Source organism: Halanaerobacter jeridensis, assembly GCF_016908315.1.
GTDB lineage: Bacteria > Bacillota > Halanaerobiia > Halobacteroidales > Halobacteroidaceae > Halanaerobacter > Halanaerobacter jeridensis.
Map to the genome: position 1 here is coordinate 149,430 of NZ_JAFBDQ010000002.1, position 14,022 is coordinate 163,451.

At 30.7% G+C, this 14,022-nt stretch carries 10 protein-coding genes; all 10 read left to right on the forward strand.

Annotated features, from left to right (window positions below; genetic code table 11):
- The first annotated feature begins 129 nt into the window (after positions 1–129).
- The 10 genes from JOC47_RS02475 to JOC47_RS02520 all read left to right on the forward strand — a co-directional run bounded on the left by JOC47_RS02475 (position 130) and on the right by JOC47_RS02520 (position 13,910).
- Complete coding sequence (locus JOC47_RS02475; protein ID WP_204700390.1) at positions 130–2,115, forward strand: diguanylate cyclase; 1,986 nt, start codon at positions 130–132, stop codon at positions 2,113–2,115.
- 101 nt (positions 2,116–2,216) lie between these two features.
- Positions 2,217–3,407 carry an oxygen-binding di-iron domain-containing protein gene (locus JOC47_RS02480; RefSeq protein ID WP_204700391.1) on the forward strand — a complete coding sequence of 397 codons (1,191 nt, stop codon included), beginning with the start codon at positions 2,217–2,219 and terminating at the stop codon, positions 3,405–3,407.
- A gap of 92 nt (positions 3,408–3,499) precedes the next feature.
- The gene (locus JOC47_RS02485; protein ID WP_204700392.1) at positions 3,500–3,859 is read left to right on the forward strand and encodes a response regulator transcription factor; all 360 of its coding nucleotides are present in this window, start codon (positions 3,500–3,502) and stop codon (positions 3,857–3,859) included.
- A gap of 17 nt (positions 3,860–3,876) precedes the next feature.
- Positions 3,877–6,636 (forward strand): ABC transporter substrate binding protein, encoded by a 2,760-nt coding sequence (locus JOC47_RS02490; RefSeq protein WP_204700393.1) that lies wholly within the window; start codon positions 3,877–3,879, stop codon positions 6,634–6,636.
- Positions 6,629–8,284, forward strand: coding sequence for a response regulator (locus JOC47_RS02495; RefSeq protein WP_204700394.1), 1,656 nt, complete (start codon positions 6,629–6,631; stop codon positions 8,282–8,284). Before JOC47_RS02490 ends, JOC47_RS02495 begins: the two co-directional genes overlap by 8 nt.
- A 17-nt stretch (positions 8,285–8,301) precedes the next feature.
- A complete protein-coding gene (locus tag JOC47_RS02500; RefSeq protein WP_204700395.1) occupies positions 8,302–9,465 on the forward strand; it encodes a HEAT repeat domain-containing protein in 1,164 nt (387 codons plus the stop codon).
- Entirely contained in the window at positions 9,440–10,876 is a 1,437-nt protein-coding gene (locus tag JOC47_RS02505; protein ID WP_204700396.1) for a glycosyltransferase, read from the forward strand. Before JOC47_RS02500 ends, JOC47_RS02505 begins: the two co-directional genes overlap by 26 nt.
- Before the next feature lie 34 nt (positions 10,877–10,910).
- Complete coding sequence (locus JOC47_RS02510; RefSeq protein ID WP_204700397.1) at positions 10,911–11,945, forward strand: hypothetical protein; 1,035 nt, start codon at positions 10,911–10,913, stop codon at positions 11,943–11,945.
- 66 nt (positions 11,946–12,011) lie between these two features.
- Positions 12,012–12,521: a ferritin family protein gene (locus JOC47_RS02515; RefSeq protein WP_204700398.1), complete on the forward strand. Its 510-nt coding sequence runs from the start codon at positions 12,012–12,014 to the stop codon at positions 12,519–12,521.
- 483 nt (positions 12,522–13,004) lie between these two features.
- Positions 13,005–13,910, forward strand: coding sequence for an aldo/keto reductase (locus tag JOC47_RS02520; protein WP_204700399.1), 906 nt, complete (start codon positions 13,005–13,007; stop codon positions 13,908–13,910).
- Positions 13,911–14,022: the final 112 nt, after the last annotated feature.

Consider the following 14,022-nt stretch of genomic DNA (forward strand, 5'->3'; position numbering starts at 1 on the left):
GTTTAGATTAGGCAAAACAGAAAACATTCTCTGATGTTTTTTCTATTAAAAATGTCGATAATAAAGGAAAAATATAACTTGGTGTAGAAATATAGTATTATTAAAGGCTCATGCGGGGGTGAGAAGAAAATGAAGAGTAGAGTATTGATAATCACGTTTTTGATGATAGTTATTTTGACCCCAAGCGTGAAATCTCAATCAGATACTAAGAAAAATATTTTAATTTTAAATTCATATAATCCAAGTTATGAATGGGCAGCAAAATTACAGCAAGGAATTATTAGTAGTTTAGAAGAAAAAGAGGTAGTCATTCACCAAGAATTTATGGGAGCTAAAAAAATTTCTGATTCTATTCATGCCCAAAATTTATATAATTTATATGCCCACAAATATAAAAATATTGATATAGATTTAATTATTGCTACAGATGATTTTGCTTTTGATTTTTTACTTGATTATCGCCAGCAATTATTTGCTAGTGTCCCAGTAGTCTTTACTGGTGTCAATAATTTTAATAAAGAAGTTTTAAGGGGCTATCATAATTATTATGGAGTTGCAGAAGATATAAATATAGAACGCACTTTCAGTTTAGCTCTGAGTCTACATTCTGAAGCTGAGAAGATAGTGGCATTTTTTTCTAAGAGTATTACAGGGGATAAGTTTTATCAAATTTTTAAAGAAGCTAGCTCTAATTATGATATTGATACTTCTATTTATAAAGTAGATACAATAGAAGAAGTTAAAAAAGAATTGAAAAGCCTACCAAAAGCAAGTATTGTTTTTCTAGGTTTAATTCTCAATGATAAAGAAGGTAATTTATTAGCAGTTAAAGATGCAATGAATAAGATTAGTAGTTCTACTAATCAAGCTATTTATAGTTTTTGGCAGTTTTATTTAGGAAGTGGGATTGTAGGTGGTCATTTATTATCTGCTTCTACTAAAGGCAAGGCTACAGCTGATTTAGCATGGAAGGTACTAGAAGGAACTATAGAGGATAAAACAATTATTAAAGAAACTTTTAGTGAATATAGTTTTGATTATCAAGAATTAAAACGTCTAGAGATTAAAGAAGAACAGTTACCTGACAATAGTCAAATTATTAATCGCCCCAATACTTTTTATTATCAATATCAAAATTTGATTTGGAGTGCAGTAATTGTACTTTTGATTTTATGTGCTTTAATAATCACCTTGATTTTTTCCATTAAGAAGTATAGAGCAGCGATTACTAAATTAGACGATATATTTACTAAGACTAATTTAGTCTTTTGGTCGCTTGATTTAAAAAAAGATGAATTATTAGATATTTCTAACTCTTGTTATCAGGTCTACGGTTATTCTCAAGATGATTTTTATGCTAATCCTAATTTATTAACTAAGGTAATTACTAATAAAGATAGAGATAAAATAAAAAGAAAAGAAGCCGAGATAAATAATAATCCAGAGTTAGATGCAATTAATTTGGAATATAGGATTAATAAAAAAGATGGGACACAGCGGTGGGTCAAAGAACATCGAATTTTATTTCGAGACTTTAGTGGTGAATTAAATAGAATAGATAGTATAGTACTTGATATTACTGAACGTAAGCAAGTCGAAAAAGAATTAATAACTTATGCGAACTATGATGTTTTAACTGGAGTGTATAATCGTAGAATGGGATTGGTAGTTTTAGAAAGAGATAAGCAAACAGTGATTAGACAAGGTGTTGATTTAACAGTTTGTTTTGTAGATATTAATAATTTGAAATTTGTTAATGATAATTATGGACATGATGAAGGTGACAGAATGATAAAAACTGTAGCAGAAGTGATTAAATCTGAAATAAGAGGTGTAGATACTTTAGTGCGTTTAGGTGGTGATGAATTTTTAATCTCTTTTCCTGGTTGTGGAAAAGAACAAGCAGAAAATATTTGGAATAGAATATTAGAAAAATTTAAAGAAATTAATGATGGAGATGATTTCTTATATAATATTATTGTGAGTCATGGATTAGCACAGTATCAAGAAACTGATAATGAAGTTAATACCATTGAAAAATTAATTAATTTAGCTGATCAGCGGATGTATGTTGACAAAACAAGACTAAAAAACAAATATTCTGTAAAAAAATAATAAATTTAGTCACTGATGCAGGACTTATGTTATTTTAATAGAAGTATAGCTCAATGAAACCAAATATTTAATATAAGCTAATTTAAGGAGGTTGATTTTTGGTGAGTAATGTTGTACCAATAGTAGATGATGTTTATTGGATTGGAGTAAATGATCGGACTACGGAATTATTTGAAGCGATTTGGCCTCTTCCAGATGGTGTTTCTTATAATTCTTATTTAATCGATGATGATGAAGTAGCAGTAATTGACACAGTTAAAGAGACTCATATTGATTCTTATTTGCAGAATATCAAAGATACTCTTGGTGGTCGCCATCCTGATTATTTAATTATAAATCATATTGAACCAGACCATTCTGGAGCAATTAAAGCTTTTAAAGAAGCTTTCCCTGAGATTCAAATTGTAGGGAACCAAAAGACAATGAATTTATTAGAAGATTTTTATGAAATTGAAGATAATCATGTAGTAGTGAGTGATAGAGATACTATTGATTTAGGAGAGCATCAGCTTAATTTTCATTTAACGCCAATGGTTCATTGGCCAGAAACAATGATGACCTATGAAGAAAAGACAGGGACTTTATTCTCTGGTGATGCCTTCGGTGGGTTCGGTACTTTAGATGGTGGAATTTTTGATGATGAGGTTAATATTAAACATTATGAAAGTGAAATTAGACGTTATTATTCTAATATAGTAGGAAAGTATAGTCCGATGGTGCAAAAGGCAATTTCTAAATTATCCGATTTAGAAATTGAAATTATTGCTTCTACTCATGGACCAGTCTGGCGGGATAATCCCGAAAGAATTATTTCTGATTATGACCGTTGGAGTAAACAAGAAAAAGAAAAAGGTGTGGTAATGGTTTATGGTTCCATGTACGGCAACACTCAAAAAATAGTTGAAGAAATAGCTAGGAATCTTGCTACTGAAGGAATTAAGAATATTAAAGTTTATAATATATCTAAAACTCATGTCTCGCATATCATTAATGATATTTGGAAATATGAGGGCTTAATTTTGGGTAGTTGTACTTATAATATGGGCATTTTCCCAAAGATGGATTATTTATTAAGGATTCTTGAAAATAAGAATATTAGAAATCATACTTTAGGTATTTTTGGTTCTTATAGTTGGAGTGGGGGAGCAGTATCCCGACTAGAAGAGTTTGCTGATAATCTAAATTATGAGCCTGTGAATCCTACAGTAGAGATAAAATGTTCAGCTACAGAAGAAGATTTTGCAGATTGTGCTGAATTAGCTAAAAATGTAGCCCAGCAGCTAAAAGAGTAAATTTAATAAAATAAGTTCCTGCTTTAAAGCAGGAACTTATTTTATTATAAATGACAAATTTATATTTATTAATAATTTCAGGGGGGGATAAGATGGCTAAAATATTAGTAGTGGATGATGAAGATACTATGAGAATGTTGATTACAGAGACCCTCGCATTAGAAGATTATGAAGTTTCAGAGGCGACTAATGGTAAATTAGCTCTAGAATTGATCAAAAAGGATAAACCAGATGTGATTTTGCTTGATTTAATGATGCCAGAAATGGATGGATATCAGGTGATTAGTAAATTAAAAGAACAGGGAATCGTTGATGATTTTAAGATTGTGATTTTGACTGCTAAGGGACAGCAAGAAGAGAAAGAAGCAGCTTTAGAACAAGGGGCAGATCATTTTTTGAGTAAGCCATTTAGCCCGATGCAGTTATTAGACTTGGTAGAAGAGATCCTTTAAATAAGGGAGGTTAAATGATGAAGGGTACAAAACTTAAGTTGATATTAGGATTATTAATTATGATGTTATTCCTTTCAACTTTAGTCACTGCTGATTATACTCCCTTAAATGATAAAGAAATTTTATTATTGCATTCTTATCATAAAGATTATAAATGGACGGCAAGAATTGACCAAGGGATTAGAGATGAATTTAAAGAAGCAAATCTTGAAGTTAGTTTTAAAACAGAATATTTAGATACTAAAAATTATAATACAGAAGATTATTTTAGGGATTTATATCAAATATATCGAAAAAAATATGCTGATAAAAAATTTGATTTAATAATTGCTTCAGATGATTATGCACTAAATTTTTTATTAGACTATAAAGAAGAACTATTTTCCAATACGCCAGTTGTCTTTTGTGGTGTCAATAATTTTAATATTGTAGATGAAAGATTAAATCAGGATTATACTGGTATAGTAGAAAAAATCAATTTTGAAGATACTATAGAGGCAGCTCTAAAATTACATCCTAATACTAATAAGATAGTAGCAATTACCGATAAAAGCATGAGTGGTTCTAAAAATGTAGAGTTAGTTGATGAAGCATTGGCTGGATTTTTTAGTGAAATCGACTATAATATTTATCGCTTTAATAATATTAATCGGGTTAATCAGACCGTTCAAAATTTGAAAGCAGAGAGTATAATTTTATTAGCTGGAGTATTTAAAGATGATAATAATGATGTGATTCCAACAGATAGGACAGCACAATTTTTATCTAATCAGACTGAACAACCAATCTATAGTGTATGGGACTTTTATTTGCGGCATGGAATTGTAGGTGGTAAATTGGTTAGCGGCTACTACCACGGGACTCAAGCAGCCCAAAAATCAATTAAAATATTAAGAGGACAAAAGCCAGCAGAAATTAAAATCACTAATGAAGAAGCAACTAAATTCATGTTTGATGCTCAAGTGATGGAGAAATTTAAAATTGCAACTGATGCTTTACCAGATGGTAGTATAGTAGTTAATCAAAAAAAATCTTATTATGAAGTACATAAGAAGTTATTTTGGATTGTAGTGTTAGGGGCTTTAGTATTGATCCTGATTACAATTATTTTGCTGCGCAATATTACTAAAAGAAGCCAAGCTGAAGATGAATTAAGAGAAAGCAATAATATATTAGAATTTCAAATTAGTTTAGAGAGATTAATAGCCCATTTATCAACTCAGTTTATTAGTTTAGATCATGAGAAATTAAATAAACAAATAAATAAATCTCTGCAGTCAATTGCACAACTTTTAAAAGCTGACCGCAGTTATATATTTTTAATTGACCAAGCAAATGGTGAAATGAATAATGCCTGGGAGTGGTGTGAAGATGAAATAAGTCCTCAAATTAATAATTTACAAAATTTACCTTTAGATACTTTTCCGTGGGTTATGAATAAGTTATATAATTTAGAGAATATAGTGATATCTGATGTTGATGATTTGCCGCAACAAGCCGAAAACTTAAAACAGACTTTAAAAGAACAAGATATTAAATCGGCTATTTTGATACCGATCCCTGGTAAAGAATCAATAGCAGGTTTTTGGGGGATTGATGCTGTAGATGAAAAAAAAGCTTGGAATAATAATATAATTAATTTATTACAGATTATTGGAGAGATATTTGGTAATGCTTTAAAACAGAGTGAATATGAAGCTAAATTAAAACGCAATCAAGAGAGATTACAACTTTCTTTGTGGGGCGCTAATATTGGTTTGTGGGATTGGAATGTTGAAGAAGATGAGGTTGATTTTAATAAACAGTGGGCCAACATGTTTGGTTATGATACTGATAATATCAAAAATGATTTAAGTACTTGGAAAGATATGATTCATCCAGAAGATAAACAAGAGGCAATTAAGAAGTTGAATCAACATTTAGATGGAAAAACAGATCATTTTGAAAGTGAACACCGTATGCGCACTAAAAGTGGTAACTGGAAGTGGGTTTTAGGCCGAGGACGGGTAGTAACCAGAGATGTAGATAAAAATCCATTACGAGTGGTAGGGGTTCACGTTGATATTAGCGATAAGAAAGAACTAGATAATATGAAGTCAGAACTGATTAGTACTGTTAGCCATGAAATCCGGACTCCATTATCTAGTGTATTAGGCTTTACAGAGTTATTAATTGAAAGAGATTTGCCAGAAGAGAAGAGAAATCAATATTTAGAATTAATTCATCGGGAGTCCAATCGTTTGAAAAATTTAATTAATGATTTTTTAGATATTCAACGCATAGAAACTGGGGGTCAAAAACTTGATTTAGCAGAGATAAATTTAGATTCTATAGTCAATGAAGTAATAGAATTATATGAAATACATGATGACCATCAATTTGAGGTTGAATTTGAGACTGAAGAAAATAGAGTAATAGCTGATTATAATAAAATAAAACAGGTAGTGACCAATTTAGTTTCTAATTCTGTTAAATATTCTAATAAAGGAAGCAAAATCCTGATTAGTATTAATAGTAATCAGGAAAGATTTAAAATAGAAGTTAAAGACCAAGGAATTGGTATTGCTAAAGAAGAACAGAAAAATTTATTTGAACGCTTTTATAGGAGTCGAAGTTCTACTAAAAACCAAATTGAAGGGACAGGTTTGGGATTAGCTATTTCTAAAAAAATAGTTGCAGCTCATGGAGGAGAAATTGGAGTTGAATCAGAATTAAATGAGGGAAGTATATTCTACTTTACTATTCCTAAACAAATTGGGGGTGGAGAAGATGGATGAAGAAAAAATAGAAGAGATTATGCAGAAGAGTAGGTCTAATTTTCTAAATAATATGGAAGATAAAATACATAATGCATTAATAAATTTACTACGGTATAATTACAGTCATGCCCCAACTGATCGAAAAGAAGAGTTAGTTAAATTTTTTCATTCAGTAAAAGGGACTGCTGCTACTTTAGGATTTGCTAGTATAGCTGCTGTAGGAGAAGAATATGAAGAAATTTTAGACCAAGATTTTCAAGATAGTGACCAGGTTATTTTGCAGGCAGTAGAAGGTTTTTCTTCAATCTATAAAAATTATCAAAAACTATTAACTAAAGATGAACCAGCTAAAACTAATTTTACAGAAGAAGAGAAAGTATTATCAGATTCAGAATATACTAATTTCACAACTAGTGGGACAATCTTAATTATTGATGATGATGTGTTGCTATTAGAGATGTTAGAAAGAGTATTAAGAGAGTATGGTTATGAAATTTTAATCACTTCAGAGGCAGAAGAAGGGCTAAAAATATTAGAAGAAGAAAAGATAGATTTGATTTTATTAGATGTAATACTACCAGAAACTAATGGTTTTACTTTATTTAAAAAGATACGAGAATTTGATTTTAATGAACCAATTATATTCTTATCTGGTAGAAATGATGTAGATGATAAAGTGAAAGGACTAGAATTAGGAGCCGATGATTATATTACTAAACCTTTTGATATGAAAGAATTGAAAGCTAGAGTGGAGAGGGTCTTGGAAAAACATAATAATTTTAAAAACAGAATAATTAAGGATCAATTAACTGATGCTTATACGAAAAATTATTTTCATGAACGCGCCGAAGAAGAAAAGGAAAGGTTTAGTAGAGGTGACAAAAGATTTTCTATTGCCTTTTTAGATTTAGATGATTTTAAAGAGATTAATGATAACTATGGTCATTTAGTAGGAGATGAAGTTTTAAAAAACTTTGCTCAATTTTTATATGATAATTTACGCAAGATTGACCAAGTTTATAGGTTTGGCGGAGATGAATTTTTAGTTTTATTCCCAGAGACTACAGCTAAAGAAGCCTATCATGTGTTATTGCGTTTGAAGAATAATTTTAATAATGATGATTTCAAAAGCGTGAAATTGGAGGAAGATATCAGGATTAATTTTAGTAGTGGTATAGCAGAAATTAAGGACACTGATAATAAAATTGAAGATTTATTAGATAAGGCTGATCAGGCTTTATATGATGTTAAACAAGAAGATAAAGGGAGAGTTAAAATCTATTCACAAGTTGCTGAAGTTAGACAAGACAAGGAAATATTGATTGTGGATGATGAAGATATTATTGTAGATTTAATCCGCACTAGATTAAATTCTTTAGGATATAAAATTAATTATAGTAATGATGGGCGCGCAGGAATTGAATTAGCTGCAGAAAAGAAACCAGATTTAATAATTTTAGATTTAATGATGCCTAAAATCAATGGTTTTGAGGTGATTCGGCAGTTAAAAAATAATAATCAAACCCATAAAATAAAGATTATTATTTTATCTTCTAAGAAGAGTGACCAAGATATTAATCGGGCCTTTGAATTAGGAGCAGATGATTATTTATCTAAACCATTTTCCTTGGCTGAATTAGAGAATCGGGTTAAAAGAATTATTTAAAGTGAGGAGTAAAGCCAATGATAGAATTAGTTATTAATGGAGTTTATATATTAGCTATTATTAGTGCAATGATTTTTTTTATTTTATTGGCTAAGATTATCTATGATAAAGTAGAAGACTATAGAAATGAAAAATTAATAGCAGAATTAAAGAATAAAATTAACCATTATTTATCTGGGGGAAAAGTTGATATAAGTCCGCAAATTTCAGCGAAGAAAAAAAGATTATTGGAAGGAATATTGATTAATTATTCAAAACAAGTGCGGGGAGAGACAAAGAAACAACTGCAGGAACTAGCAGAAAAGACTGGCGTTATAGATTTTAAAGTTCAGCACCTTGTTAATAGTAATCAATGGTGGAAGAAATCTGAAGCTGCTTATATGTTGGGAGAATTAGGTTCTGATAGAGCAATTGATGCTTTACTAGATTTTTTAGAGGCAGAAAATAGTGATATACGTTATCAATCAGCTCTAGCTATAGTTAAAATATCAGGTAGTGAATACTTAGAATTAGCTATTACTAAGCTATTAGAGTTAGATGTTTATCCGCGGGATACAATTTTGAGATTAATAGAAGAAGTAGACGAAGAAATTTACGAAAAGATGCAACCGCTACTTAGAGCAGAAGAAATTGAGAAGCGTATAATTGCCTTGCGGAGTCTAGGGTTAAAACAGGATTTTCGCCTTCTGCAGTGGATTAAAGAGTATCTTAAGTCAGAAGATGAAGATTTAGTTAAAGCCTGTTTACAAGCGGCCTATCAATTAGGAGATATAGGTGACGATAGTTATTTTCAGTTATTACTTACTACTAAAAATAATTCTTCTTTTCAAGTTAGAGCTAATTTAGCTCAAGTTTTGGAAAAATTCAGAACAGAACAGAGCAGATTAGAATTACAAGAATTGATGACTGACTCTCATTGGAAAGTAAGATATACTGCTGCCGAAAGTTTATTAAAGCATGGAGAAAAAGGAGTACTTGCTTTGTCGCAACAGCTTCATAGTTCAGACCAATTTGCTCAAGATATGGCGTGGCAGATATTACATCAAGAAATAACTTTTGATAGTTTGCTTAATAATGAAGAATTAGATAACTATCAACAATTAATAGATAATATTAGCCAATATCTTGAAATGACTAATAAAGAAGGTGTTAAATGTGAATTGGAAGACTATCTTAATTAATTTTATTAATGGTTATAATTACTTTATCATATTTTATTTTTTAGTGCTAAATATTATTTATGTCATTGTATTATTATTGTCTATCAAAGGGCTTTATTATTATTTAAAACGAAGTCAATATGAGGGCTATTCTGATCTTTTGTCTTCTAGTTTTTTGCCGGGGATTTCTATTTTAGTTCCTTGTTATAATGAGGAAAATACTATTGTAGACAATGTTAAATCTCTACTCCATCTCGAATATAATGATACAGAAATTATAGTTATTAATGATGGTTCTACAGACCAATCTTTAGAGCATTTAAAAGAGGAATTTAATTTACATGAAATAGATCGAGTTTATAAAAAGCAAATAGAGACGCAAGCAATAAATGATATTTATCTCTCAGCTACAATTCCTAATTTAGTAGTGATTGATAAAGAAAATGGTGGTAAAGCAGATGCCCTAAATGCAGGAGTTAATATTGCAGAATATGATTTAGTAACAGCAATTGATGCTGATTCTATTTTGGAGACAGATTCTTTACTAAAAGTTGTGATTCCTTTTATTGAGAACCCAAAAGAAGTAGTTGCTACAGGAGGAATAGTGAGAATTGCTAATAATTCAAAAGTAGATAGAGGATTTATGGAAGAGCCTAAATTACCTAAGGCAGATTTACCTAGATTTCAAGTGGTAGAATATCTGCGAGCTTTTTTAACCAGTAGAGTTGGTTGGGGAGAAATTAATAGTTTATTAATTGTATCGGGAGCATTTGGAGTTTTTAAAAAAGATATTGTAGCTCAAGTAGGTGGTTATACTGCTAAAACTATAGGGGAAGATATGGAATTGATAATCAAGATCCATCGTTATTTGAGAGAAGAAGAGCAGGATTATCAGATTCCTTTAGTATCTGATGCCACTTGTTGGACTCAAGGGCCAAGTGATTTTAAATCCTTTGTGGGTCAGCGTAAAAGATGGCAGCGAGGATTAATGGATTCTATTATTAATCATTGGAAGTTATTATTTAATCCTAATTATGGTACTGTAGGAATGTTTGCTTTTCCGTATTATGTGATATTTGAAATGTTTGGTCCGCTATTAGAATTTTTAGGTTATTGCAGTATAGGTGCTGCTTATTTTTTAGGTATATTAAATCCTAGTTTTGTGTTAATCTTTTTCTTATTAGCTGTACTGTATGGAGTTTTTATTTCAACTAGTGCTATAGGTGTTGAAGCTTATGCTGAACAAAGATATGATAGTATTTTGGATTATATCAGATTATTCTTGTATGGGGTTTTAGAGAACTTTGGTTATCGTCAGTTGAATACTATTATTAGAGCCTTTTCATTAATTGGTTATACTCCTGGTTCTAATGAATGGGGAACAATTGATAAAGGAAAATTTGATAATGATAATTCAGATGTAGAACTTTGATTTAAAGGTAGAGAGACTAGAGAAGGTGATAAAATTGAGAAAAATTACTATTGTGCTGCTTATAGTTATAACTTTACTAAGTCTAAATGCTATATTTAATCAGAATAAAACTTCTTCTCAAGGGATAATTATTGCTGATCATAAAAAGTTAATTAATATTTTTAGAGACTATGAACCTCAAGCAACAAGAGAATTGATAAAAAATTTGCAAGACTATGAGCAAGTTATTTTACATTTAGGAGCTAAGAGGGTATTCATTAGAGGCAACGCCTTCTTTTATCGGACTAGTCAAGATAATCTCAAATTACTGGCAGAGCAATTGCAAGCCAATGAACAGCAGCTATATTTATGGTTTTTGGATAGTTTTGGTGGAGCCTCTTTTCTAGAAATTTATGAAGATTATCAAACTATAATAGATGCTAATTATGAAGTGCTACAAGAACTAAATTTAGATTACGAGGGACTTGTAATTGATTTAGAATGGATTAATCTTGGAACTGAGGCTAATAATCAAAAATATCTTGAAATTTTAAGTTATTTAGATAAAAAATTTGCTGACAAAGAGCTCTATGCTTTTGCTTCTATCATTGACAATCCGACTGAAAATAAACGGAGAGGATATAATGAAACTGAGATGTTAAAGTATTTAGATAATATTATTACTATGCTCTATCCAGGAGATGGAGGATATTATCTAAAAAATGGACAACTCCATTTAAATTTAGCAACTCACCGTATTGAAGATTTAAGAGAGTATTATAGGCAGCGAAATTATCAAGTAGCAGTCTCTTTAGCAGGGCGAATTATTTTAGAAAGAAATAATAATTTGTACTTCATTAAGTCAGCTACTGAATTTAACTATAGTGATAAAACTAAACTTCTTTATTCTAAAACAAATAAATATTATGATATTAACGCTTATGTTCCGCAAATGAAATTTTCTCTGCAGCGCAATGATGGAGTCACTGAAGAAATTAAAAAATCAGATAGATTGCATTTCATTAATTTTCACCAAGATAAACTACTGCAGGAAGAGGATTATATTTGGGAGTATTTTTTGCTACAGTAATCAAAAAAAGTTTTAATTCACTCTTTTTCTCCTGATGGAATATAATGCTAAAAAAGGAGTGAAAGAATGAATAATCAAGAGCGGATGAATATTCGCAGTAGAATGTTAGAATTAGAAAAGAGGAGGAATAGGTCGCATGACTTAGAGGGGGGAGAAATAGATTTTTTACTAGAACGAATCTATTTAGCTATTGAGGCAGAGTTGAGAGATGCAGCTTATTATTTGGCATTAGCAGATATTGCTCCTAATCAGTTTGCAGCAGAGATGATTAGTGATTTTGCTCAAGATGAGCGTGAACATGCCTATCAATTGCAACAGGCTTATGAACATTTAACTGGAAAAACCTTCAGGTCTGAATATGAATATGAGTTTGAATTAAATCCAGCTGATTATGAAGAGTATTTAGAAAAAAGAGTCTTAGATGAAACAAAAGCTTATCAAGAATATAAAAGTTATTATCTGATGACGCATAATCCGTATTTAAGAGATATTTTCTTTAATGCTATGGTTGATGAATCCCAACATGCCCAGCGAGAGTTGTATTTATTGCAGACAATGGGGATGCCGATGATGTAAAGAATAGTGACGAGAATAGTGACGAGTAAAGAGTGAAGAGTAACAAGAGAAAACAATAAAGCAGTAAGACAGTGAAACAGTGATGAGTAATGAGTAATGAGTAATGAGTAAAAGCGTAAAAAGAAAAATCAAAAGCAGTGGAACAGTAAGAACAGTGATGAGTAACAAGTAAAGAGTGAAGCAGTAAGAACAGTAATGAGTAACAAGAAAAAAGTAAAGTAGTAACAAGAAACAAGAGAAAACCAAAACAATAAATAGTGAAGAACAGTGATGAGTAATGAGTAACAAGAGAAAATATAAAAAATAAGAATAAAAATAAAATTTAAGAACAGTAATAAGAGAAAAGATAAAAATCAATGAAGGTTAGGCTGTGGTGAATTCACCACAGCCTTTTAAAATATAAAGGTGATTTATCTTTTGTGTAGAAAAATATCATTAAAGCAATTAAATTAGTAATGGTTACTATCAAATGGAGGGGTGTATATGCTAGATAGAGTACAATTAACTGAAGATTTTAGTATCTCGCGCTTGGCCCAGGGATTTTGGCGCTTAGCAGATTGGGATTTAAGTCCTCAAGAACGATTAGAGTTTATTGAGAGTTTGTTAGATTTAGGAATTACTACTTTTGATCATGCTGACATTTATGGAGATTATACTTGTGAAAATTTATTTGGTGAAGCTTTAGAGTTGAAAGCAGAGTTAAGAGAAGAGATGGAACTAGTAAGTAAATGCGGAATTAAGTTAATCTCTGAAAATAGACCGGAACATGAGATTAAGTATTATGATACTAGTAAGGAACACATTATTAATTCAGTCAACAATTCTTTAAATAATTTGCGGACTGAATACTTAGATTTATTATTGATTCATCGTCCTGACCCTTTAATGGATCCTGATGAAGTTGCTGAAACTTTTAAGCAGTTAAAGGAAGAGGGCAAGGTGCGTAATTTTGGTGTTTCTAATTTTCTGCCTTCACAATTTGAAATGTTAAGTTCAAAATTGGACTTTCCGTTAGTAACGAATCAAGTTGAAATTTCAGTTATGAATTTTGAGAACTTTGATAATGGTACTATTGAGAAATGTCAAGAAAAGGATGTTTCCCCAATGGCTTGGTCTCCGCTAACAGGAGGTAAGATTTTTAAAGCGAAAAGTGAAAAAGCACAAAGAATAAAGAATGTTTTAGAAGAAATCAAAAAAGATCTTAATGCTGATTCTATTGCTCAGATTATGTATGCGTGGTTATTAAATCATCCAGCGCAAATTATTCCAATTGTTGGCAGCGGAAAATTATATCGAGTCAAAGAAGCAGTAGCGGCAGCAGAAATTGAATTAACTCGTCAGCAGTGGTTTAAAATTTGGCAGAGTGGTTTAGGTCATCCGGTAGCTTAAGAAGAACAGATTTAAATGAGTTTGTATATTGTATCAGTTTGTCATTTATGATATAATCAAGAGCACAGGTATAGACCTGTGCTTGGCAAAACCTTAGCTGTGAATTTTATTT

Bases quoted from the DNA above. Each gene is read 5' to 3' on its own strand.
- JOC47_RS02475 (WP_204700390.1), top strand. From the start codon at position 130: ATGAAGAGTAGAGTATTGATAATCACGTTTTTGATGATAGTTATTTTG.
- JOC47_RS02485 (WP_204700392.1), top strand. From the start codon at position 3,500: ATGGCTAAAATATTAGTAGTGGATGATGAAGATACTATGAGAATGTTG.
- JOC47_RS02490 (WP_204700393.1), top strand. From the start codon at position 3,877: ATGAAGGGTACAAAACTTAAGTTGATATTAGGATTATTAATTATGATG.
- JOC47_RS02495 (WP_204700394.1), top strand. From the start codon at position 6,629: ATGGATGAAGAAAAAATAGAAGAGATTATGCAGAAGAGTAGGTCTAAT.
- JOC47_RS02500 (WP_204700395.1), top strand. From the start codon at position 8,302: ATGATAGAATTAGTTATTAATGGAGTTTATATATTAGCTATTATTAGT.
- JOC47_RS02515 (WP_204700398.1), top strand. From the start codon at position 12,012: ATGAATAATCAAGAGCGGATGAATATTCGCAGTAGAATGTTAGAATTA.
- JOC47_RS02520 (WP_204700399.1), top strand. From the start codon at position 13,005: ATGCTAGATAGAGTACAATTAACTGAAGATTTTAGTATCTCGCGCTTG.